General features: G+C 69.5%; 18 protein-coding genes. 13 read left to right on the forward strand and 5 right to left on the reverse strand.

The window, feature by feature from the left end; all coding sequences use genetic code 11:
• The 7 genes from ACILR4_RS04940 (at position 1) to ACILR4_RS04970 (ending at position 8019) form a co-directional block, all read left to right on the forward strand.
• Positions 1–1077, forward strand: a complete 1077-nt coding sequence (locus tag ACILR4_RS04940; RefSeq protein ID WP_395699722.1) for a branched-chain amino acid ABC transporter permease — start codon at positions 1–3, stop codon at positions 1075–1077.
• 457 nt (positions 1078–1534) lie between these two features.
• Complete coding sequence (locus tag ACILR4_RS04945) at positions 1535–2341, forward strand: ABC transporter ATP-binding protein (protein ID WP_395699723.1); 807 nt, start codon at positions 1535–1537, stop codon at positions 2339–2341.
• Between the two features lie 18 nt (positions 2342–2359).
• On the forward strand, positions 2360–3136 hold the full coding sequence (locus ACILR4_RS04950; RefSeq protein WP_395699724.1) for an ABC transporter ATP-binding protein: 777 nt from the start codon (positions 2360–2362) through the stop codon (positions 3134–3136).
• Between the two features lie 5 nt (positions 3137–3141).
• Positions 3142–5031 carry an AMP-dependent synthetase/ligase gene (locus tag ACILR4_RS04955; protein WP_395699725.1) on the forward strand — a complete coding sequence of 630 codons (1890 nt, stop codon included), beginning with the start codon at positions 3142–3144 and terminating at the stop codon, positions 5029–5031.
• Positions 5032–5115: 84 nt separating this feature from the next.
• On the forward strand, positions 5116–6234 hold the full coding sequence (locus ACILR4_RS04960; protein ID WP_395699726.1) for an MBL fold metallo-hydrolase: 1119 nt from the start codon (positions 5116–5118) through the stop codon (positions 6232–6234).
• Positions 6235–6244: 10 nt separating this feature from the next.
• Positions 6245–7054, forward strand: a complete 810-nt coding sequence (locus tag ACILR4_RS04965) for an enoyl-CoA hydratase/isomerase family protein (RefSeq protein WP_395699727.1) — start codon at positions 6245–6247, stop codon at positions 7052–7054.
• A gap of 143 nt (positions 7055–7197) precedes the next feature.
• Positions 7198–8019, forward strand: coding sequence for an N-acyl amino acid synthase FeeM domain-containing protein (locus tag ACILR4_RS04970; RefSeq protein ID WP_395699728.1), 822 nt, complete (start codon positions 7198–7200; stop codon positions 8017–8019).
• Between the two features lie 24 nt (positions 8020–8043).
• On the opposite strand, the gene ACILR4_RS04975 is transcribed toward ACILR4_RS04970, so the two are convergent.
• Positions 8044–9033, reverse strand: coding sequence for an MDR family oxidoreductase (locus ACILR4_RS04975; protein WP_395699729.1), 990 nt, complete (start codon positions 9031–9033; stop codon positions 8044–8046).
• 40 nt (positions 9034–9073) lie between these two features.
• A complete protein-coding gene (locus ACILR4_RS04980; protein ID WP_395699730.1) occupies positions 9074–9877 on the reverse strand; it encodes an ABC transporter substrate-binding protein in 804 nt (267 codons plus the stop codon).
• A gap of 88 nt (positions 9878–9965) precedes the next feature.
• On the opposite strand from ACILR4_RS04980, the gene ACILR4_RS04985 reads away from it, so the two are divergent.
• Positions 9966–11114: an HD domain-containing phosphohydrolase gene (locus tag ACILR4_RS04985; protein WP_395699731.1), complete on the forward strand. Its 1149-nt coding sequence runs from the start codon at positions 9966–9968 to the stop codon at positions 11112–11114.
• On the forward strand, positions 11104–13941 hold the full coding sequence (locus ACILR4_RS04990; RefSeq protein WP_395699732.1) for a PAS domain S-box protein: 2838 nt from the start codon (positions 11104–11106) through the stop codon (positions 13939–13941). Before ACILR4_RS04985 ends, ACILR4_RS04990 begins: the two co-directional genes overlap by 11 nt.
• On the opposite strand, the gene ACILR4_RS04995 is transcribed toward ACILR4_RS04990, so the two are convergent.
• Positions 13935–14783: a 3-hydroxybutyryl-CoA dehydrogenase gene (locus ACILR4_RS04995; RefSeq protein ID WP_395699733.1), complete on the reverse strand. Its 849-nt coding sequence runs from the start codon at positions 14781–14783 to the stop codon at positions 13935–13937. The genes ACILR4_RS04990 and ACILR4_RS04995 overlap by 7 nt on opposite strands.
• Positions 14784–14895: 112 nt before the next feature.
• Here ACILR4_RS04995 and ACILR4_RS05000 point away from each other — a divergent pair, with 112 nt between their 5' ends.
• The gene (locus ACILR4_RS05000) at positions 14896–15807 is read left to right on the forward strand and encodes an alpha/beta hydrolase (RefSeq protein WP_395699734.1); all 912 of its coding nucleotides are present in this window, start codon (positions 14896–14898) and stop codon (positions 15805–15807) included.
• Here the strand turns inward: ACILR4_RS05000 and ACILR4_RS05005 are convergent, their stop codons facing one another.
• On the reverse strand, positions 15808–16791 hold the full coding sequence (locus tag ACILR4_RS05005) for a GlxA family transcriptional regulator (RefSeq protein ID WP_395699735.1): 984 nt from the start codon (positions 16789–16791) through the stop codon (positions 15808–15810).
• A 128-nt stretch (positions 16792–16919) separates the two neighbouring features.
• Between ACILR4_RS05005 and ACILR4_RS05010 the strand changes: the two genes are divergently transcribed.
• A complete protein-coding gene (locus ACILR4_RS05010) occupies positions 16920–17222 on the forward strand; it encodes a putative quinol monooxygenase (protein WP_395699736.1) in 303 nt (100 codons plus the stop codon).
• 40 nt (positions 17223–17262) lie between these two features.
• Here the strand turns inward: ACILR4_RS05010 and ACILR4_RS05015 are convergent, their stop codons facing one another.
• On the reverse strand, positions 17263–18228 hold the full coding sequence (locus tag ACILR4_RS05015; protein WP_395699737.1) for an aldo/keto reductase: 966 nt from the start codon (positions 18226–18228) through the stop codon (positions 17263–17265).
• Positions 18229–18375: 147 nt separating this feature from the next.
• Between ACILR4_RS05015 and ACILR4_RS05020 the strand changes: the two genes are divergently transcribed.
• Both ACILR4_RS05020 and ACILR4_RS05025 read left to right on the forward strand, forming a co-directional pair.
• A complete protein-coding gene (locus ACILR4_RS05020; RefSeq protein WP_395699738.1) occupies positions 18376–19956 on the forward strand; it encodes a M4 family metallopeptidase in 1581 nt (526 codons plus the stop codon).
• A gap of 281 nt (positions 19957–20237) precedes the next feature.
• Positions 20238–22988: a TonB-dependent receptor gene (locus tag ACILR4_RS05025; RefSeq protein WP_395699739.1), complete on the forward strand. Its 2751-nt coding sequence runs from the start codon at positions 20238–20240 to the stop codon at positions 22986–22988.
• Positions 22989–23034: the final 46 nt, after the last annotated feature.

A 23034-nucleotide genomic window follows, 5' to 3' on the forward strand; every position in this document is an offset into this window, starting at 1 on the left:
ATGCGCTACATCTTCAAGACGCACTACGCGCAGGACATCCAGCTGGTGCGCCATGGCGGCCAGGTGTTCTGGTACAGCCTGCTGATGGCCGCGATGCTGGCCGCGCCGATGTGGTCCGGCGACTATGGCCTGTCGCAGCTGAGCTTCGTGCTGGTGTATGCCATCGCCGGGCTGGGGCTGATGGTGCTGGCGGGCTACACCGGGCTGGCCTCCATCGGGCATGCGGCCTTCCTCGGCGTCGGGGCCTATGTCGAGACCTGGTGCGCGGTGCGGGGCTGGCCGTTTCCGCTGTCGATGGGCTTTGCCGCAGCGCTGTCGGCCGCGGTGGGCGTGCTGGTCGGGCTGCCGGCGCTGCGGGTCAAGGGCATCTACCTGGCGATTGCCACGCTCTCGTTCGGCTTCATCGTCGAAGAGGTGCTGGCACGCTGGGAAAGCGTGACCGGCGGCAATGCCGGCGTCAACGTCAAGCCGCTGCAGTTCTTCGGCACCGAACTCGGTTCGGAGGAGGCCTTCTACTACGTGGCGCTAGTCACCTGCGTGCTGGTGACGCTGGGCGTGATGAACCTGCTGCGCTCGGCCACCGGTCGCGCCTTCATCGCGATCCGCGACTCGGAGATCTCGGCGCAGAGCATGGGCATCCACCTCGCAGGCTACAAGACGCTGGCCTTCGCGGTATCGGCCGCGATCGTCGGCATTGCGGGCGCGCTGTATGCGCACAAGCTGCGCTTCATCTCGCCGGACCAGTTCGGCATCGTGCAGTCGATCGACCTGCTGCTGATGGTGGTGGTCGGCGGGCTGGGCTCGATCCACGGCGCCTTCCTCGGCGCCATCTTCCTGATCACGATGCCGCAGCTGATCGCCATGGCGAAGGACTGGCTGCCGCCGGCCATCGGCCAGGCCACCGGCCTGCAGGCGGTGGTGTATGGCGCGGTGCTGATGGGCTTCGTGCTGTTCGAGCCGATGGGCCTGTACGGCCGCTGGCTGAAGGTGCGCACCTGGCTGGAGCTGTTCCCGTTCTACCGGCGCGGCATGTTCAAGCGGCAGAAGTCTTACACGCGATCGGAGCGGCTCAAGTGACGGGCTCTCAATGGATCGATGAACATGTCTTGGCGCGATTGTCTCCGCACGAACACTTGCTGGCCGTCGCCTGCGGAGGTTGGCGCGCGATCAGGCCGCCGGGGCGCTCCACTCCGCTCATGTCCCCCGGGGCGGGCTGCGCCCACCCCTCCTCCTTTACTTCGCTCCGTGAAGCGCCCCACTGTCCTGATCCGAACCACTGTTGGCATGCGCCTGCCAGAGCGCCACGCGAGCCAAGGGCGTCGGGTGTCCGGTGGAGCGAAGTAAAGGAGGAGGGCCAGGCGCAGCCTGGGCCGGGGGACATGAGCGGAACCGGACACCCGGCGGCCTTGGCCTGCTCGGTACATGCAAGCAGAGACCGCCACGGGCCGACAGCCGACCTGCGTTTGCCGCTGCGAGCGCCAGGACGGTTACCTTTTCCCACGAACCGCTGTTCAGCCCGGGAGTCGCTGAAGTGATGCTGGACGCCCAGACTCTGCTGATAGCGCGCGACCTGAGCGTCCAGTTCGGCGGCGTGCGAGCCGTCAACCAGGTGAGCTTCGAGGTCCGGCGCGGCGAGGTGTTCACGCTGATCGGCCCCAACGGCGCCGGCAAGACCACGGTGTTCAACCTGATCAGCCGCATCTACACGCCCACCGGCGGCGAGCTGGTGTTCGAAGGCCGGCGCCTGGCCGAGGTGCCGCCGCACGGCATCGCGCAGCTGGGCATCGCGCGCACCTTCCAGAACATCGAGCTGTTCGAGCATGCCACCGTGCTGCAGAACCTGCTGATCGGCCACCACATCCACCGCGGCGCCGGCTTCTGGAGCAACCTGTTCTTCACGCCGGCCTCGCGCCAGGCCGAACTGGCCGCGCGCCGCCGCGCCGAGGAGGTGATCGACTTCCTCGACCTGCAGCACCACCGCGACGCGATGGTGGCGGGGCTGCCCTACGGCGTGCGCAAGGTGGTGGAACTGGGCCGCGCGCTGTGCACCGGCCCGAAGCTGCTGCTGCTGGACGAGCCCTCGTCGGGCCTCAATGTCGAGGAGACCGAGGACATGGCGTTCTGGATCCAGGACATCCGCAACGAGCTCGGCATCACGGTGCTGATGGTCGAGCACGACATGAGCCTGGTCTCGCGCGTGTCCGACCGCGTCCTGGCGATGAACCAGGGCGAGGTGCTGGCGCTGGGCACGCCGGCAGAGGTGCAGGCGCACCCGGGCGTGATCGAGGCCTACCTGGGCTCGGTGGACGACGTGTCCTCGCTGCGGCGCCAGGCTGCCTGACGCACAAAGAGAGCGGCCATGAGCGACACCTTCCAGCTGATGCTCGCCAATGTCGAGAGCGCCTACGGCCCGATCAAGGCCATCCGCGGCGTGAGCCTGAAGGTGCGGCCGGGCGAGATCGTCACCGTGCTCGGCAGCAACGGCGCCGGCAAGAGCACGATCCTGAAGACCATCTCCGGCGTGCTCGACCCCACGCGCGGCAGCGTCACCTTCAAGGGCGAGGACATCACCGCGAAGGACCCGGCCGAGATCGTGCGCCGCGGCCTGGTGCACGTGCCCGAGGGGCGCGAGGTGTTCCCGCTGCTCTCGGTGCACGACAACCTGATGATGGGTGCCTACACCCGGCGCGACCGCGACGGCGTGGCGCGCGACCTGGAGCAGGTGTACCGCTACTTCCCGATCCTGCGCGAACGGCAGCGGCAGGATGCCGGGCTGCTCTCGGGCGGTCAGCAGCAGATGCTGGCGATCAGCCGCGCGCTGATGGGCGCGCCCGCGCTGATGCTGCTGGACGAGCCCAGCCTGGGCCTGAGCCCGAAGCTGACCAAGGAGATCTTCGAGATCGTCGTGCGCATCAACCGCGAGCGCGGCACGACGATCCTGCTGGTCGAGCAGAACGCCAACATGGCGCTGAACGCGGCCGACTATGGCTACGTGCTCGAGAACGGTCGCATCGTGATGGAAGACGCCTGCGACAAGCTGCGCGAGAAGGACGACATCCGCGAGTTCTACCTCGGCATGAAGGACGAGGGCGTGCGCGGTGAGCGGCGCTGGAAGAAGAAGAAGACCTGGAGGTGAGCGCGATGGATCAACCCGTCCGCGGCAGCGCGATCATCAAGACCCAGCGCCCTGGCTGGGAACCAGTGGCGCTGCCTTTCGACACCTTGCCCAAGATGTTCTGGCAGCGCGTGCGCGAGCAGGGCGACGCGGTGATGATGCGCCAGAAGGACTTGGGGCTCTGGCGCGCCTACAGCTGGCGCGAGGTGGCGCAGGTCGTGCGCGAGATCGGCGCCGGGCTGGTCTCGCTGGGCTTTGCGCCGGGCGAGGTGGTCTCGGTGCTGGCCAACACCTGCCGCGAATGGGTCTGGGCCGACCTGGCCGGCCTGAGCATGGGCGGCATCGTCAACGGCGTGTACCCCACCGATGCGGCCGCGCAGCTCGAATACTTGTGCAGCGATTCGGCCAGCGTGTTCCTGTTCGTCGAGGACGACGAGCAGCTCGACAAGTTCCTCGAGGTGCGCGAACGCCTGCCGTTGCTGCGCAAGGTGATCGTGTTCGACATGGAAGGCCTGTCGCGGCTGGACGATCCGCAGGTGATGAGCCTGGACGCGCTGCGCGCGCAGGGCCGCGAGTACCTGGCGCTGCACCCGCAGCTGCTGGACGAGCGCCTGGCCAGCCGCGGCCCGGCCGACGTGGCGGTGCTGGTCTACACCTCGGGCACCACCGGCAAGCCCAAGGGCGCGATGCTGACGCACCGCAACCTGCTGTCCACGCTGGCGGCGGCGCCGAACGGGCTGTTCGAGGGCCTGCCCGAGGGCGGCGAGCGCGTCGCCTTCCTGCCGCTGTGCCACATCGCCGAGCGCAATTTCGGCGAGTACCTGGCCATCCTGCGCCGCTCGGTCATCAACTTCGTCGAGAACCCCGAGACGGTGTTCGAAAACCTGCGCGAGGTGCAGCCGCATGCCTTCCTCGCGGTGCCGCGGGTCTGGGAGAAGCTGTACTCGGGCGTCGCGATCACCGTGAAGGAAGCCGGCCGGCTGCAGCAGCTGGCCTATGCCTGGGCCATCGGCACCGGGCTGAAGCGGGTGAAGCACGAGGAGGCCGGCACCCCACCGGGCCTGGGCCTGCGCCTGCAGTACCGCCTGGCGCGCTGGCTGGTGCTGAACAACGTGCGCCGCATGGTGGGCCTGAGCCGCGTGCAGCTGGCGCTGACCGGTGCGGCGCCGATCTCGCCCGAGCTGATCCGCTGGTACCGCGCGCTCGGCGTGCCGATGCGCGAGGTCTGGGGCATGACCGAGACCGCCGGCACCGGCACGATTGCGCCACGCAACGCGGTGAAGATCGGCAGCATCGGCCTGCCGGGGCCGGGCGTCGAGATGAAGATCTCGCCCGAAGGCGAGATCCTGCTGCGCTCGCCCAGCGTCTTCGCGGGTTATCTGAACCTGCCGCAGAAGACCGCCGAGGCCATCGACGACGAGGGCTGGCTGCACACCGGCGACGTCGGCCGCGTCGACGCCGACGGCTACTTCTACATCACCGACCGGATGAAGGACATCATCATCACCGCCGGCGGCAAGAACATCACGCCCTCGGAATGGGAGAACCAGCTGAAGTTCAGCCCCTACGTCACCGACGCGGTGGTGATCGGCGACAAGCGGCCGTTCCTGAGCTGCCTGGTGATGATCGACCAGGACAATGTCGAGCGCTGGGCGCTCGACCGCAACGTGGCTTTCTCCGACTACAGGAGCCTGACGCGCGCGCCCGAGGTCATCGCGCTGATCTCTTCGGAGATAGACAGGGTCAACCAGCAGTTCGCCCGCGTCGAGCAGATCAAGCAGTTCCGGCTGATCGAGAACCGCCTGACCGCCGAGGACGAGGAACTGACACCGACGATGAAGCTCAAGCGCGCGCTGGTCAACCGCAAGTACGCCGAGCTGATCGACAGCATGTACCGCAGCCAGGCTGCGGCCTGAGCCGGCGTCGCTGCCCGAGCGGCGCCGCGGGTCGTCGCCTGGGTGTCAGGCGCGGCGCGGGACCGGGCGGCACAATCGGTGCCCATGTCCCGCGCAGTTCCCACGCCCGATGGCCGTCCCGACACGGCACCGTCCGATGGCCCGTATGGCCTGAGCTACCCCTGCGGGGAGCCCCCGGCCCCGGGCGAGGCCAGGGAGGTGGCCCCTGGCGTGCTGTGGATCCGCATGCCGCTGCCCTTCGCGCTGAACCACATCAACCTGTGGGCGCTGGCCGACGAGGACGAGCAGGGTCCCGGCTGGGCCATCGTCGACACCGGCACCAAGACGCCCGAGGCGCTGGCCGCCTGGCGCCAGCTGACCGGGCCGGACGGGCCGCTGGCCACCAGCGCGCAGGGCGCCCGGCTGACCCGCATCTTCGTCACCCACATGCACCCGGACCATGTCGGCATGGCCGGCTGGCTGACGCGCAAGTTCCAGTGCCGTCTGTGGATGACCCGGCTCGAATACCTGACCTGCCGCACGCTGGCCGCCGACACCGGGCGCGAGGCGCCGGACGAGGCGATCCGCTTCTACCGCCACTGCGGCTGGCCCGAGGAGGCGCTGGACGTCTACCGAGCGCGCTTCGGCGGTTTCGGCAAGTTCCTGCACGCGCTGCCCGACAGCTTCCGCCGGCTCAGCGACAACGAAGTGCTGTCCATCGGCGGCCGCCGCTGGCGCGTGGTGGTCGGCCGCGGCCATTCGCCCGAGCATGCCTGCCTGGTCTGCGACGAGTCGGGCGTGATGATTTCGGGCGACCAGGTGCTGCCGCGCATCTCGTCGAATGTCTCGGTGTTCCCGACCGAGCCCGATGCCGATCCGCTGGGCGACTGGATCGCCTCGATCGAGAAGCTGCGCGCGGAGCTTGGCGACGACCTGCTGGTGCTGCCGGCCCATGGCGAGCCATTTCGCGGCCTGCATGCGCGGCTGGACCGCCTGGCGGGCGGCCACGAACGCGGGCTCGATCGCCTGCGCCGCAGCCTGGCCGAGCCGAAGCGGGCAATCGACGTGTTCGGCGCGCTGTTCGCGCGACCGATCGACAACCAGGGCGAACTGCTGGGCATGGCCACCGGCGAAAGCCTGGCGCACCTGAACCACCTGCTCGCACGCGGCGAGGCGGTCAAGCAGACCGACGCGGACGGCGTGTGGCGCTATCGCATGAAGTGAGCGTGACCCGATGAGTGATCTCCTCTTCGAAGTGCAGGACGGCGTCGCGACGCTGACGATGAACCGGCCGCAGGCGCGCAATGCCCTGTCGGCCGCGATGAAGGCGGCCTTTGCCGACGCGGTGCCGCGGATCGTGTCCGACGACGCGATCCGCGCGCTGGTGATCACCGGCGCCGGCGGTGCTTTTTGCGCCGGCGGCGACCTGCGCGGCATGGCCGAGGCCCGGCCGCAGATGGACCACGAGCGCTGGCGCCAGCGCATGCTGGAGGTCCAGCCCTGGATGACGCAGCTGATCGAATGCCCGAAGCCGGTGATCGCCGCCGTCGACGGCCCGGCCTTCGGTGCCGGCTTCGGCCTGGCGCTGACGGCCGATTTCGTGCTGGCCAGTCCGCGCGCGCGCTTCTGCCTGTCGTTCATGCGCGTCGGCCTGGGGCCGGACTTCGGGCTGGTCTACACCTTGCCGCGGGTGGTGGGCGTGCAGCGGGCAAAGGAACTGATGCTGTCGGCCCGCGAAGTGGCGGCCGACGAGGCGCTGCGCCTGGGCCTGGCGATGGAAGTGCTGCCAGCCGGCGCATTGCTGCCGCGCGCCCACGCCCTGGCGCGCAGCTTTGCCGGCGCCTCGGCGCTGGCCACTCGCCTGATCAAGGAGGACGTGGCCCTTTCCTTGCGCAGCGACCTGGCCGGGATGTTTGCCCGCGAGGCCGAGCACCAGGCCCAGTGCTTCGGCAGCGACTACCAGGCCGAGGCGGTGCAACGCTTCCTGGACAAGCAGCCCGCGGCGTTCCAGTGGCCGGCCGCGCCCGCGGGCGAGCAGCGTTAGCACAAACCCGCCCCGCCCCCGAGGGGAGGCCAGGGCGGATATCGAGAACTTTGCCGCTTTCGTTCACGAAGTTACAAGTCGATCGGGGCTATCATCGCCCACAGAGCTCTTCGGGCCCATTGCACCGGGGAGGCAAGGCGAACTTGAAATCCAGCACCCTCATTGCCGCATCGCTGATGTGGCGCCGCAATTCCGGCAGCATGCTGGTCGAGAGCCCGCGCATCGACCTGCTGCCCGACGGCGCCCCCGGCCCGCGGCGCTTCAAGATCAAGGTGGCCGACCAGAAGGGCCGGCGCGGCCTGGTCGACAGCCTGCTCAAGACCCGCTATGCCTGGCGCGGCTACACCGGCGCGGGCCTGCCCACCGATCCGGCGGTCCACAAGTTCACGCTGGCGGCGATGGAGAACGACCAGTCGATCGGCACCATCACGGTCTCGTTCGACAGCCCGCAGAAGCTGGCGAGCGACGATTCGTTCAGCGAAGAGGTCAACGCGCTGCGGGCCCAGGGCAAGCGCCTGTGCGAGTTCACGAAGCTGGCGGTCGACCCCACCACCGCCACCAAGCGCGTGCTGGCCGCGCTGTTCCACGTGGCCTTCATCGTGGCGCACCGCATCCGCGGCTACGACACGCTGCTGATCGAGGTCAATCCTCGGCACGTTCGCTACTACGAGCGCATGCTGGGCCTCAAGGTGATCGGCAGCGAGCGGCTCAATCGCTCGGTGCGCGCGCCGGCGGTGCTGCTGTCGGTCGATTTCTCCTACATCCTGCAGCAGATCGGCGAATTCGGCGGCCAGCCCGAGCGCGCGGCCTCCGAGCGCTCGCTGTTCCCGTTCGCGTTCTCGCTCAGCGAAGAGGCCAGCATCATGGCCCGCATGAAGTCGGTGCAGGAGATGCGCGACGCGCAGGACAGCAAGTCCGGCGAGCGCGAGGAAGAGCATCTCCCCTCGGACCTCATGCCAGGCTGACCTGGCAGGCGGCGCGGCGCGACATCAACGCGCCGTATCGACGATCGTCCGGCCGCGTACCTGGCCGGCCAGCAGCTTCGGCGCGTACGCCATCGCCTCGCTCAGGCCGATCTCGGTGCTCATCGCTTCGAGCTTGGCCAGGTCCAGGTGCTGCGCCATCAGTGCCCAGGCTTGCGTGCGCTGGTCGTTCGGCACCAGCACGCTGTTGATGCCGTACAGCGTCACGCCGCGCAGGATGAACGGCATCACCGTGCCCGGCAGGTCGCCGCCCTGGGCCAGGCCACAGGCGGCCACGGCGCCCCACTGGCGCGTCATCGCACAGGCGTTCACCAGCGTGTGGCTGCCCACCGTGTCGACCACGCCGGCCCAGGTCTCCTTCTGCAGCGGCTTGCCGGGTTGGGTGAACTCGTTGCGGTCGACGACGCGGGCGGCGCCCAGGTTCTTCAGGTAGTCGGCCTCCTGCGGGCGGCCGGTCGAGGCCACCACGCGGTAGCCCAGCGAGGCCAGCAGCACGACCGCGATCGAGCCCACGCCGCCAGCGGCACCGGTGACCAGCACTTCGCCGTCGCCTGGCTGCAGGCCATGGCGCTGCAGCGCACGCACGCACAGTGCGGCGGTGAAGCCGGCGGTACCCACCGCCATCGCGCTGCGCGGCGTGAACGGCGCCGGGATCTTCAGCAGCCAGCCGGCGTCGACGCGCTGGCGCTGCGTCAGGCCGCCCCAGAAGTTCTCGCCCAGGCCCCAGCCGGTGACGACCACCGCATCGCCGGGTTGCCAGTCCGGATGGCGGCTCTCGGCCACCGTGCCGGCCAGGTCGATGCCCGGCACCAGCGGCCAGCTGCGCACCACCGCGCCGCGGCCGGTGATCGCCAGCGCGTCCTTGAAGTTCAAGGTCGAGTGGCTCACGTTCACCGTCACGTCGCGGTCCGGCAGCCGGGCATCGTCCATCGTCACCAGTTCGGCCTGGGTCTTGCGGTCTTCGGTCTGGCTCAGCAGCAGGGCTTTGAAGGACATGGTCGGAACCTCGTGTCGGGTGGTGTTCGGAGGAAGGGGTTCACGCGGCGTGGCGCCGCGCCCAGCCGGCAATGATGCCTTGCAGTGCCGCCAGCCCGTCGGTCAGGGCCGCGGGGCCCGGCTGCAGGATCAGCGGCGACTTGATCTCGTGCAATTCACCGTGGCGCACCGCCGGCACGTCCTGCCAGCCGGGGCGGGCGGCGACGTGTTCGGGCCTGAACTTCTTGCCGCACCAGGAGCCGATGATGATGTCCGGCGCGGCGCGCGGCACCTCCAGCGGGTCGGCGATGATGCGGTCGCGGCCCAGGCCGGCCCGGGCGCGCTCGGGAAAGATGTCGTCGCCGCCCGCCAGCCCGATCAGTTCGCTGACCCAGCGGATCGCGCTGATCTGCGGCGTGTCCCATTCCTCGAAGTAGACGCGGGGCCGGCGCGGCAGCGCGGCGCTGGCGCGGCGCACCTCGTCGAGCCGCTGGCCGAGCGTCGCCGCATAGGCCGCGGCCGCATCGCCGGCGCCCACCAGCGCGCCCAGGCGCTGCACATAGCCCAGGATCTGCTCGACCGAGCGATGGTTGCTGATCCACACCTCGACGCCGGCCTTGATCAACGCGGCCGCGATGTCGGCCTGCATGTCGGAGAAGCCGATCGCGAGGTCGGGCTGCAGCGCCAGGATGCGGTCGAGCTTGGCGCTGGTGAACGCGCTGACGCGTGGCTTCTCCTGTCGCGCCTGGGGCGGCCGCACCGTGAAGCCGGAGATGCCGACGATGCGGTGCTGCTGCCCGAGGGCGTACAGCACCTCGGTGGGTTCCTCGGTGAGGCAGACGATGCGCTCGGGCAGGCTGGGCATGACGCGCGCATTCTGCCGATGCCCAGGTCGCACTTTTCCCATTGGGGGCACCGCGGTCCGCGGGTAGGATGGGTCAGGAGCCTTGTGCGTGACGCTGCCGCTGGTCTTGATCGTCGATGACAACCCCGAGAACCTGACGGTGATCGGCGAACTGCTGCAGCCCAGCCATGCGGTGCGCGCAGCCAACAGCGGTCCGCGGGCGCTGAAGCTGGCGGCCATGACGCCGCGGCCCGAGCTGATCCTGCTGGACGTGATGATGCCGGAGATGGACGGCTACGAGGTGCTCGAGCGCCTGCGCGCCGATCCCGCCACCGCGGACATCCCGGTGATGTTCCTGACCGCGCTGGACGACCAGGCCGACGAGGAGCGCGGCCTCAAGCTCGGCGCGGTCGACTACGTCACCAAGCCGATCCACCCGCCGATCCTGCTGGCGCGGGTGCACACCCAGCTCGAGCTGCAGCAGGCCCGCCAGCTGATGCGCGACCGCAATGCCTGGCTGGAAGCCGAGGTGGCGCGCCGCATGCGCGAGAACCAGCTGGTTCAGGACGTGAGCATCCACGCGCTGGCCCGCCTGGCCGAGATCCGAGATCCCGAGACCGGCAACCACCTGCTGCGGACCCAGGGCTACGTGCGCACGCTGGCGCGGCGGCTGCAGCAGCACCCGCGCTTCGCCGAGGCGCTGAACGACCAGGCGATCGAACTGCTGGCCAAGTCGGCACCGCTGCACGACATCGGCAAGGTCGGCATCCCCGACCACATCCTGCTCAAGCCCGGCAAGCTCGATGCGGCGGAGTGGGCGGTGATGCAGACGCATGCCAGCCTCGGTGCCGAAGCCATCGAGCATGCCGAGTCCGACGTCGCGCGGCCGGTGGCCTTTCTGGCCATGGCCAAGCAGATCGCGCGCAGTCACCACGAGCGCTGGGACGGCAAGGGCTACCCCGATGGGCTGGCCGGCGACGCGATTCCGATCCCGGCGCGGCTGATGGCGCTGGCCGACGTGTTCGACGCGCTGATCTCGCGCCGGGTCTACAAGCCCGCGTTCCCGCACGAGCAGGCCTACCAGATGATCGTCAAGGAGCGTGGCCTGCAGTTCGACCCGGACGTGGTGCAGGCCTTCATCGACGTCTACGGCGAACTGCGGGCGATCGCCGAGGCGCATGCCGATTCCGAAGCGCATGTCGCGGCCAAGGTGGCCAGCGTCGGTGGCCAGCGCACCGACCCTCGCCATGCAGGCTGAGTGGCAGGGCGCTCTGGTGCTCGGGCTGGTGGCGGCCTCCTCCGGACTGGGACTGCGCCAGTGGATGAGGCGCCGGGCGCGGCGCCAGCGCGATGCCGATGCCCGCGAGGCCGAGGCCGAGCGCCACACCTTCTTCTTCGAGCATTCGCGCGACGCGGTCTTCGTCGTCGACATGCAGGCGGCGGTGGTCGAGGCCAACCCGGCCTTCTGTGCCTTGCTGGGCTGCAGCCCGCAGGAAGCGACGACGCTGCACATCTGGGACTTCGACCTCGACCATCCGCAGCCGCATGCGCTGGACGCGGTGTCGCGCGAGCTCCCGAAGCTGCAGTCCTTCGAGGCGCGCTGGCAGCGGCGCGACGGCCGGCCGCTGCGGGTGGAGATCAGCATCAACCGCATCCAGATCGGCGGGCGGCGGCTGATCCTGTGCGGCGCACGCGACATCACCGCGCGCACCCAGGCCGAGCAGATGCTACGCAAGCTCTCGCTGGCGGTGGAGCAGAACCCGAGTGCCATCGTCGTGATGGACACCAGCGGCCGCATCGAATACGTCAACGCGGCGTACGAGCGCCTCAGCGGCTACCGCCGCGAGGACGTGCTCGGCCGCAACCCACGGCTGGATGCCGCGCGCGAGCGCGAGCCTGGTTTCCATGCCGCGATGCTCGGCCTGGCCGGCCGCGGCGAGGGCTGGACCGGCGAACGCATCGAGCGTCGCAAGGACGGCAGCCCGTATCACGAGCAGCTCACCGTGCTGCCGCTGCGCGAGCCCGACGGCAGCATCACGCACTTCGTCGCGATCGAGGAGGACATCAGCGAGCGCAAGCGCATCGAGGCCGAGCTGGTGCGGCACCGCGACCACCTCGAGGACGCGGTGGTCGAGCGCACGCAGGAGCTGCAGCAGGCGTTGCGCGCACACACCGAGAGCGAGCTGCGACTGCAGGCGCTGAACGACCAGCTGGTGGCCGCGCGCGACCGGGCCGAGGCCGCCAACCGTGCGAAGACCGCCTTTCTGGCCAACATGAGCCACGAGATCCGCACGCCGATGAACGCCATCCTCGGCCTGACGCACCTGATGCAGCGCGAGCCGCGCAGCAGCGCCGATGCCGAGCGCCTGGGCCGGATCAGCGAGGCAGGCCACCACCTGCTCGAGGTGATCAACGACGTGCTCGATCTCTCGAAGATCGAATCCGGCAAGCTGCAGCTGGAGGCCATGCGCTTTCAACTCGACAGCGTGGTGGCGCGCTGCTGCGCGCTGATGGCCGACCGCGCGCGGGCCAAGGGCCTGGCGCTGACCGCGGACGGCGCTGACGACGTGCCGCGCGTCCTGATCGGAGACCCCACGCGCCTGTCGCAGGCGCTGCTGAACCTGCTGAGCAATGCCGTGAAGTTCACCGAGCACGGCGCGGTGCAACTGCACTACGAGTGCGTGCCCGCACCGGCAGGGCCCGCCGACTCGGTGATGCTGCGCTTCTCGGTGCGCGACAGCGGCATCGGCGTGCCGGCCGACAAGCTGGCGCTGCTGTTCGATTCCTTCGAGCAGGCCGACAGTTCCACCACCCGCCGCTTCGGCGGCACCGGGCTCGGCCTGGCGATCACGCGACGGCTGGCCTGGATGATGGGCGGCGAGGTCGGCGTCGAGAGCGAGGAAGGCGTCGGCAGCTGCTTCTGGTTCAGCGCGCGCTTCGTGCGCGACGATGCGGCCGCGCCCGACGAAGCCGCACCGGCCGTGCCGGCCGGCACCCGGCCGGCGGTGCAGCGACCGCAGTTCGGCGGCCTGCGCGTGCTACTGGCCGAGGACAACGACGTCAATCAGGAGGTCGCCTGCGAACTGCTGCAGGCCGTGGGCCTGACCGTCGACGTCACGGCCAACGGGTTCGAGGCCGTCGCCCGCGCGGCCGAGCACGACTACGCGATGATCCTGATGGACGTGCAGATGCCCGGGCTCGACGGGCTGCAGGCCACGCAGCGCATCCGGGCCCTGCCGGGGCGGGCGCACACGCCGATCCTGGCGATGACGGCCAATGCCTTCGGCGACGATCGGGACGCCTGCCTCGCCGCCGGCATGGACGACCACATCGCCAAGCCGGTCGATCCGCGCGTGCTCTACGCCGCGCTGTCGCGCTGGCTGCGCAGCCCCACGCCGATGCCGGTCCTCGCGCCGGCGCCCGCCCCGACGTCAGCCACCGAGGTGGCCATTCCCGGCATCACGATGACGCGTGCGCTGCTGTACCTGCCCGGGCGCGACGCGGTGTTCAAGCGCGTGCTGCAGCAGTTTGCCGAAGGCCATGCCGAGGGCCTGCCCACCTTGCTGTCGCTGCTGTCCGAAGGCGAAGTGACGGCGGCGCGGCAGCTGGTGCATGCCCTGCGCGGCGCCTGCGGCGCGGTGGGCGCCACCGCCGTGATGGCGCGCGCCCAGCGCCTGGAGCAGCAGCTGGCCGGGCTGCCGGAAGGCCAGCCGGCGGAGGTGGCGCTGGAGGCGGCCCGAGCGCTGCAGCATGAGCTGCAGACCCTGGTGCGCGACATCCGCCGGCAGTCTCCCGGCACGGGCGCAGCGCCGCTGGCCGGCTTGCCGCCCGCCGCCCCGTCGGCCGAGCTGGCCGGCGCCTGTGCCCAGCTGGCGGACCTGCTGGAAACGGCGGACTTCAGTGCCAATGCGCGGTGGCGCGAACTCGCGCCCCTGCTGCGCCGCGGCTTCGGCGACACGGCGGTGCAGCCCATCGACGACGCGCTGCGCCGCTACGATCATGAGGCGGCCCTGGCCGCGCTGCGCGCGCTGCAGGCGCCCGTTGAGCTGCCGTCGGCGGCCCCGGGCCGGGACCCGGTTCAGTAGCGGTACACGCCGCGGCCGGTCTTGCGGCCCAGCCAGCCGGCGGCCACCATCTCCTTCAGCAGCGGGGCGGGGCGGTACTTCGAATCGGCGAACTGTTCGAAGTACACGTTCATCACCGCCAGGCACACGTCGAGGCCGATCATATCGGCCAAAGCGAGCGGCCCGATCGGCTGGTTGCAGCCCAGCTTCATGCCGGCATCGATGTCCTCGGCGCTGGCCAGGCCTTCGGCCAGTACGAAGAAGGCCTCGTTGATCATCGGCACCAGGATGCGGTTGACGACGAAGCCGGGCGCGTTCTTCACCGTGATCGGCGTCTTGCCCAGTCGCACGGCCAGCGCCTTCACCGCGTCGTGCGTGGCGTCGCTGGTCTGCAGGCCGCGGATGATCTCCACCAGCGCCATCATCGGCACCGGGTTGAAGAAGTGCATGCCGATGAAGCGGTCCGGCCGCTGCGTGGCCGCGGCCAGCCGGGTGATCGAGATCGAGCTGGTGTTGGTGGCGATGATCGTCTCGGCCGGCAGCTGGCTGTCGAGCTGCCCCAGGATCTTCAGCTTCAGCGGCTCGTTTTCGGTGGCCGCCTCGATCACCAGCTGGGCGGCCTTCAGGTCCTCGTAGTGCGTCGTGCCCTTGATGCGGGCCAGCGCGGCGTCCTTGTCGGCGGCAGTGAGCTTGTCCTTCTTGATCAGCCGGTCCAGGCTGGCCGAGATGGTGCCCACGCCGCGCAGCACCGCCGCGTCGTTGATGTCGACCATCACGACGCCCAGGCCGCTGACCGCGCAGGCCTGCGCGATGCCATTGCCCATGGTGCCGGCGCCGACGATGCCGATGGTGGTGATGCTCATGATGGAAATCCTCCGTGCGGGAACTGCAGAATCGAGAAGCAGTGGATTATCCGACCCGGGTCGTGCCGGCCCGGGCCGCATCCGACCCGCCGCCGCGGCCGTAGATCACCCGATGACGCTGAAGCAATCGCTCCTGGCCGCCGCCGTGCTGCTGGCCGCCTGTGTCGCCTTCGTGCTGGCGGCGCCGGCGCGCGCACTGAACCTGGTGGCTGCCGTCGGCAGCCTGCGCGTGGCCGAGGGCCAGCCCTATGGGCACCTGCCGCGCCAGCGCTACGACCTGTACCGCCCGCCGGCCGAGACGCGCCCGCTCGGCGGCTGGCCGCTGGTGGTGTTTTTCTACGGTGGGGCGTGGAACCGTGGCGAGCGGGCCGACTACCGCTTCGTCGGCGAGACGCTGGCGCGCCGCGGCATGCTGGTGATGGTGGCCGACTACCGGCTGCACCCCCAGGTGCACTACCCCGACTTCCTGCGCGACTGCGCCAGTGCCACCGCCTTCGCGCTGAAGCAGGCGACGGCCTGGGGCGCCGATGCGCAGCGCGTGTACCTGATGGGCCACAGCGCCGGCGCCTACAACGCGGCGATGCTGGCGCTGGACGAACGCTGGCTGGGCGCCACCGAGCACCGCCCGCGCGAGCTGGCCGGCTGGATCGGCCTGGCCGGCCCCTACGACTTCCTGCCGATCAAGACGCCGGAGGTGCAGGCGGCGTTCCACCATCCGAACGTGCCGCTGGATTCGCAACCGATCCGCCATGTGCAGGCCGATGGCGGGGTGCCTGGCGTGCCCGCCCTGCTGGTGGCGGGCGCGCAGGACAGCCGGATCGACCCGGTGCGCAACACGCGTGGCCTGGCCATCGCCTTGCGCCAGGCCGGCACGCCGGTGCGCCTGCGCGAATACGGGCGCCTGACGCACGAGACCGCCGTGGCAGCGCTGGCCTGGCCGTTGCAGGGCCTGGCGCCCGTGCTCGACGAGGTGGCCGATTTCGTGCGGGCCTCCGAGCCTGTGAAGGCGCTGGCCGCGCGCTGATCAGGCGCCGCCGGCCGCGCCGCCGGCGCGGCGGATCTCGCGCACCCCGCGGCCCAGCCGCTTGCGCAGCAGCGCGCGCAGCGTCACGCCATCGGCATAGCCCACCTGGGCGGCAATGGCCTCGATGTCGGCGCGGCTGGTCTTCAGCAGGTGCACCGCGCGCTCGACGCGCAGGTCCTGGAAGTACGACAGCGGCGACTTGCCCAGCACCGCCTCGATGCGCCGCTGCAGCGTGCGGCGGCTGGTGGCCAGCGCCGCCGCCGCCTCGTCCAGCGAGAACGGCTCGCCCAGGCGCCGGCGCGCCCAGCGCTCGAAGCGTTCGACCAGCGGATCGGCGTGCGCCAGGTGGTCCGGGATCACGTAGGGCGCCTGCGAGGGCCGGGCATCGACGATCAGATAACGTGCAACGACAGCGGCCAGCTCCGGGCTGGCCTGGCGCACCAGCCACAGCGCCAGGTCCATGTGGCCGATGGCGGCGCCGGCGGTGGCGAAGTCGCCGCTGGGCACCAGCATGCGCGTCTCGTCCAGCTTCACCGCCGGGTAGCGCTGGCGGAACAGCGGGCCCAGCCACCACGAGGTGGTGGCCTGCTCGCCGGCCAGCAGGCCCGATTCGGCGAGCAGGAAGCTGCCGATGCAGGCCGCCGCGACATGCGCGCCGCCGGCATGGCGCTCGCGCAGCCAGGCCCCGGCATCGCGCACGTCGGCGCGGGCGAGGGCGGCCGTCAGCTGCTCGGGCATCTTGGCGCCGATGGCGGGCACGTAGACCCAGTCCGGCCGGCCGCGGGCGTCGCCGGCCGGCTGCACCGGCACGCCCAGGCCGAGCGCGGTGCGCACGCGCCGGCGCAGGCCGACCACGCTGACGTCGAAGTGCAGCGACCGCAGGCCCTGCGCGGCCGCCAGCTCGTTGGCGGTGGCAAAGCTGTCGAGCGCGGTGGCCAGGCCGGTATCGAACACGCCATCGAGGGCAAGCACATGGATCCTCATGGCGTAAACGATATCAAGAATGTCATTCCCGACAATGGGCGAAGACCCGGGCGCTGCCTAGAGTGCGCCTGTCGCGGATCGCATCGCGACGCTGCCACTCCCCCCGTCCATCCCCCCAGGAGATCACGATGATCACGCTCGCCCTGTTCGCCCGCCTCGAAGCCAAGCCCGGCAAGGAGGCTGACGTCGCCCGCTTCCTGCAGGCCGGCCTCGCCATGGCCAACGACGAGCCGCGCACGCCGATCTGGTTTGCGCTGCGCCTGTCGCCCACCACCTTCGGCGTGTTCGACGCCTTCCATGACGAGGAAGGCCGCCAGGCCCACCTGAGCGGCCCGATCGCGCAGGCGCTGATGGCCCAGGCGCCCGAGCTGTTCGCCGGCCCGCCCTCGATCGAGCCGATCGAGGTGCTGGGGCTGAAGAACAAGGCCTGACCGGGCCGCGGGGGCCGGGCCGTGCCCGACCCCCGCGGGCTCAGGCGCTGGCGGCCGTCAGCGCCTGCAGCGCCCCGTCGTCCAGCACCAGGTGCACTGCCGGCACCAGCTCGGCCAGCTGGCGCACCGAGGTGGCGCTGGCGATCGGCGCGCAGATGCCGGGCTGGCGCATCTGCCAGGCCAGCGCCAGCTGCGCCGGCGTGGCGCGCAGGCGTTCTGCCTGCGCGTCCAGCGCGGCCAGGATGCGCCAGCCGCGCTCGTTGAAGTAGGCGGCCTTGATGCCGGCGCCGCGCGGGCTCTTGCCCAGATCGGCCTCGCTGCGGTACTTGCCGGTGAGAAAGCCGCGGGCCAAGCCGTAGAAGTTGATCACGCCGACCTGCTGCGCCACGCACAGCGCCTGCAGCTCGGCCTCGTAGGGGGCGCGGTCGCACAGGTTGTACAGCGGCTGCAGGCTCTCGTAGCGCGGCAGGCCGAGGCGCTCGCTCACCGCCAGGGCCTCGGCCAGGCGCGGTGCGCTGTAGTTCGAGGCGCCGATCGCGCGCACCTTGCCCTCGGCGATCAGCTCGCCGAAGGCGGCGAGCGTCTCCTCCAGCGGCGTGCCGCTGTCGTCGTCGTGCGACTGGTACAGGTCGATGTGGTCGGTCTGCAGCCGGCGCAGCGAGGCCTCCACCGCCTCGCGGATGTAGCGGCGCGACAGGCCGATGCGGCCGTCGCCCATGTCCTTGCCGACCTTGGTGGCCAGCACGATGCGCTCGCGCTTGCCGCTGGCCTTGAGCCACTTGCCGATCACCGTTTCGGATTCGCCGCCGGTGTGGCCCGGTGCCCAGCGCGAATACACGTCCGCCGTGTCGACCAGGTTCAGGCCGGCGTCGACGAAGGCGTCGAGCACGGCGAACGATTGCGCCTCGTCGGCGGTCCAGCCGAACACGTTGCCGCCCAGCGCGAGCGGGGCGATCTGCAGGCCCGAGCGCCCGAGCGGACGGCGGGGCGGGTATTGGTCTTGCATGGCGACTCCTGCGAATGAGGGTGGATGGAACTCGGGATTGACAACATGTCCGGCGGGTAAAGAATCCATCGCGCCTTCACCCTGGCAAGCACAGGCGCGGCCGGAGATCCCGGTGTCGCCTTTTCCATTCCATCCTTGGAGCATCGCATGAAGACATCGCACGCGTCCCAGCACGCGGCACGGAGGGTCCTCTCGGCTGCGGCCGCACTGCTGCTGGTCACGGGCCTGGCGCCCGCGCAGGCGGCTGACAACGCCACTGCCGTGGCCCGCGCGCTCGCGCACATCCAGGCCTTCCCGCAGCGCACGCAGCATGGCGCGGGCCACACCTACGAGTCGCGCGATGTCATCGTCGACGCCGATGGCAGCGAACATGTGCGCTTCGAGCGCCGCGTGCGCGGCCTGCGCGTGCTGGGCGGCGACCTGGTGGTGCACAGCAACCGCTCGGGCGCCTTCGTCGATGCTTCGCACACCCTGTCGCGCGAACCCCGGGTGGATGGCGCCGCCCGCATCGCGGCGGTCGATGCACTGCGCGCCGCCGTCGCGGCCTACCGTGGCTCGCCCAATGGCACGGCGCCGGAGCTGCTGGTCTATGCCCGCGGCGACCGGCCGCAGCTGGCCTACGACGTGCGCCTGTTCGGCGAGCAGGACGACGGCACGCCCAGCGAACTGCATGTGATCGTCGATGCCGGCAGCGCTGCCGTGCTCGACGCCTGGGACGACGTCCACACCGCGCCGGCCAACGGCACCGGCAAGGGCTTCTTCAATGGCACGGTGGCGCTGACCACCGATTCGGTGACCGGCGGCTTCGCGCTGCGCGACCCGAGCCGCGGCAGCCAGTACACGGTCGACATGAAGAACCGCCAGATCGGCAAGGGCACGATCTTCACCGACACCGACAACCAGTGGGGTGACGGCACGCTCAACGACCGCGCCACCGTCGGTGTCGACGCCCAGTACGGCACCGCGATGACCTGGGACTACTACAAGAACGTCCACGGGCGCAACGGCATCGCCAACGATGGCAAGGGTGCCTACAACCGCGTGCACTACGGCAAGAAGTACAACAACGCCTACTGGTCCGACAGCTGCTTCTGCATGACCTACGGCGACGGCGACGGCACGACCTTCAACCCCTTCGATTCGCTGGACGTGGCCGGCCACGAGATGAGCCACGGCGTCACCAGCCGCACTGCGGGCCTGGTGTACTCGGGCGAATCGGGTGGCCTCAACGAAGGCACCAGCGACATCTTCGGCACGATGGTCGAGTTCTACGCGAACAATCCGAACGACACGCCGGACTACCTGATCGGCGAGGAGCTGTACAAGAACGGCTCCAGCGCGCTGCGCTCGATGATCAAGCCCAGCAGCGACGGCAAGTCGGCCGACTGCTGGTACTCCGGCGTCGGCAGCCTGGACGTGCACTACAGCTCCGGCGTGGCCAACCACTTCTACTACCTGCTGGCGCAGGGCACCACCGGCGGCAGCCCCAGCCCGACCTGCGTGGCCGGCAACACCCGTGTGGGCACCGGCACCGGCACCGTGGCCGGCATTGGCCGGCAGAAGGCCGAGAAGATCTGGTACCGCGCGCTGACGGTGTACATGACCTCCAACACCGACTATGCCGGCGCGCGCGCGGCCAGCATCAGCGCGGCCAACGACCTCTATGGCGCCGGCTCACCCGAATCGATCGCGGTGGCGGCGGCCTGGACGGCGGTGGGTCGCAACTGATCGGACGGCCAGGTTCTGCGGGTTGCGCCCGCCTCCCGCCCAAGGCCGGCACCCGCCGGCCTTTTTCTCGTGCTGCAGGTACCTGTGGGTACCACGAAAACCCCCTGTTCAGGGTGGTATGTCGCCATCGAGCCACAAGGATTGACCTTGGTTCACCTTGCTTGACAGTGGCGATACATTTTTAAGACAAGCCGTCGCTGTGTCCCGACACCGCCGCAGGTCACGAGCCAGGCGGGGGGACGCAGCGTTCTATTTGTTCGGAGTCAATTAGCGAAGGACTGATGTTGAACAAGCACAAGCTCCATGCCGTCGCCGCCGCGATCGCGGTCGTGGCCTGCACTTTCGGCGCAGCCGCCCAGGCCCAGGAGGCCCAGCGCGTCGAGATCACCGGTTCCAGTATCAAGCGCATTGCCAGCGAAGGCGCGCTGCCCGTGCAGGTGATCACTGCCGAGCAGATCAACCGCTCCGGCGCCACCTCGGTGGCTGAACTGGTGCAGAAGCTGCCTGCGATGCAGGGCTTCACGATCGCCGACATCGCCATCGGCACGAACTCCGGCGGCATCGTCACGGCCAGCCTGCACGACATCGGCGAGAGCTACACGCTGGTGCTGCTGAATGGTCGCCGCGTGGCGCCCACCGGCTCGGGCACCCGCATCAACCTGAACGCGATCCCGATGGCGGCGATCGACCGCATCGAAGTGCTGACCGACGGCGCCTCGGCGCTGTACGGCTCGGACGCGATCGCCGGTGTCGTCAACTTCATCCTGAAGAGCAGCATGCAGGGCGGCACCGTCACCGCCCGCACCGACGTGCCGCTGGAAGGCGGCGGCAAGTCGGCCAATGCCAGCATCACCTACGGCTTCGGCGACCTCGACAAGGACCGTTTCAGCCTGGTGGCCAGCTACCGCCGCGACGAGCAGAAGCAGCTGAAGTCGGTGGACCGCGACTTCGCGAAGTCGGCCTACCTGCCGTTCGAGTTCAACGGCACCAAGTACATCTACGACCGCACCAGCACGTCGGCGATTCCCGCCAACGCCACCGTGACGTTCAAGCGCCTGACCGGCGAGACGTCGACGCTGCCGTCCTACGCGTTCAACCCGTACCAGAAGAAGAACGGGCAGTGCGCGGCAGACAACTTCTACAGCCTGAACAACGCCACCAGCGCCACCTCGGTGACCGAGATGTGCGCGTTCGACTTCGTCAGCACGATCGACGTGGTGCCCGAGAGCACCCGCGATTCGCTGTTCCTGTCGGGCAAGTTCAAGGTCAACGACAAGTTCAACCTGTTCTCCGACCTGGCCTACAGCCGGCTGGATCTGACGGCGCGTATCGCGCCGAACCCGGTGCCGGTGTCGATCTCGACCAGCTCGAGCTACTACCAGACCTACGTGCTGCCGTACCTGACGGCCGCGCAGGCCGCGCACGTCAACACCGTGACGGCCAACTACCGCGCCAGCGACTTCGGCACGCGTGATTCGCAGACGATCACCGACTCGAAGCACTTCGTGTTCGGCGTCGACGGCGAGGTTGGCGGCTGGAGCATCAACTCCGCTGTCACCTGGTCGCAGAACAAGATCGACGAGCGCTATGTCGGCGGCTACTTCAAGGACACCGAGTTCCGCAGCATGGTGTCCAAGCTGCAGTTCGACCCCTTCCTGGAGGCCGGCAAGCAAAGCGCCGCCGCGTCGCAGCTGATCGCCAACTCGATCTTCAACGGCACGGTGCGCGACGAGTCGACCACGCTCAAGGGTATCGACTTCCGCGCCTCGGGCGAAGTGGCCAAGCTGCCGGCCGGCCCGCTGCAGCTCGGCTTCGGTGCCGACTACCGCACGATGAACTTCAAGCGCGACCCGTCCGCGGCCGCGCTGAACGGCGAGATCTACAACTACGCGCCGGTCGCCCACTACGACATGGACCGCAGCCTGGGCGGTGCCTTCGCCGAGTTGCTGGTGCCCGTGATCAAGAACCTGGACCTGACCGCCTCGCTGCGCTATGACCGCGTCAGCGCGATCAAGAGCGACGGCGTCACGGTGGGCGAAAGCAGCAACGCCACCACCTACAAGCTGGCCGGCCGCTACCAGGTGATGCCTTCGCTGCTGCTGCGCGCTTCGTACGGCACCGGCTTCAAGGTCGCCGACATGCTGGACATCGCCAACCCGCTGACCCCCAACGGCGTCACCGCGGCCAGCTATGACTGCCCGTTCCCGGGCACCGACTACTGCAAGCCCGGCAAGCAGCAGTACAGCTCGATGCTGGGTGGCAATGCGGCGATCAAGCCGGAGAAGTCCAAGCAGGCCACGATCGGCGTTCGCTTCGAGCCCAGCGGCGACTTCAACATCGGCGCCGACTACTGGGAAGTGAAGATCCGCGACGCGGTCAGTGGCGTCAGCGCCAACCAGGCCTTCGCCGATCCGCAGAAGTACAAGGACCTGTTCATCCTGTACAAGACGCCGGCCGAGCCGCAGCAGTACTGGACCTTCATCAACGCGTCGACCAACATCGGCCAGGCCATCAACAAGGGCATCGACTGGGACATGACCGGCCGCGTGAAGACCGGCATCGGCCGGCTCACGCTGGGCCTGTCGGGCACCTACCTGATCGAGTCGAAGTACACCCGTGCCGGCACGAAGGACGACTTCACCGACAGCATGAACCACTACGGCGAAAACGCCAACGTGTCGTTCCGCAACATCTGGCGCGGCACCGCCTCGCTGGACACCGGGCCGTTCACCAACACGCTGTCGGTCAAGTGGCGCAATGGCTACACCGACCAGAACCAGCTGGTGCGCAACGTGGCCACCAACAAGAACGAGCGTGTCTCGCTGGAGATCGGCGACTACATGACGATCGACTGGCAGGGCGTGTACAGCTTCAACAAGGCGCTCGAGTTCCGCCTGGGTGTGAAGAACCTGATGAACAAGAAGCCGCCGCTGACGCTGCGCGATTCGTCGGGCCACCAGGTCGGCTACGACCCGCGCTACGCCGATCCGTTCCTGCGCACGGTCTACGTGACGGCCAGCTACAACTTCTGATCCCGCGAGGCCTGCTGAAGCGACAAGGGCCACCTTCGGGTGGCCC

The organism is Aquabacterium sp. (genome assembly GCF_044226965.1).
GTDB lineage: Bacteria > Pseudomonadota > Gammaproteobacteria > Burkholderiales > Burkholderiaceae_C > Pseudaquabacterium.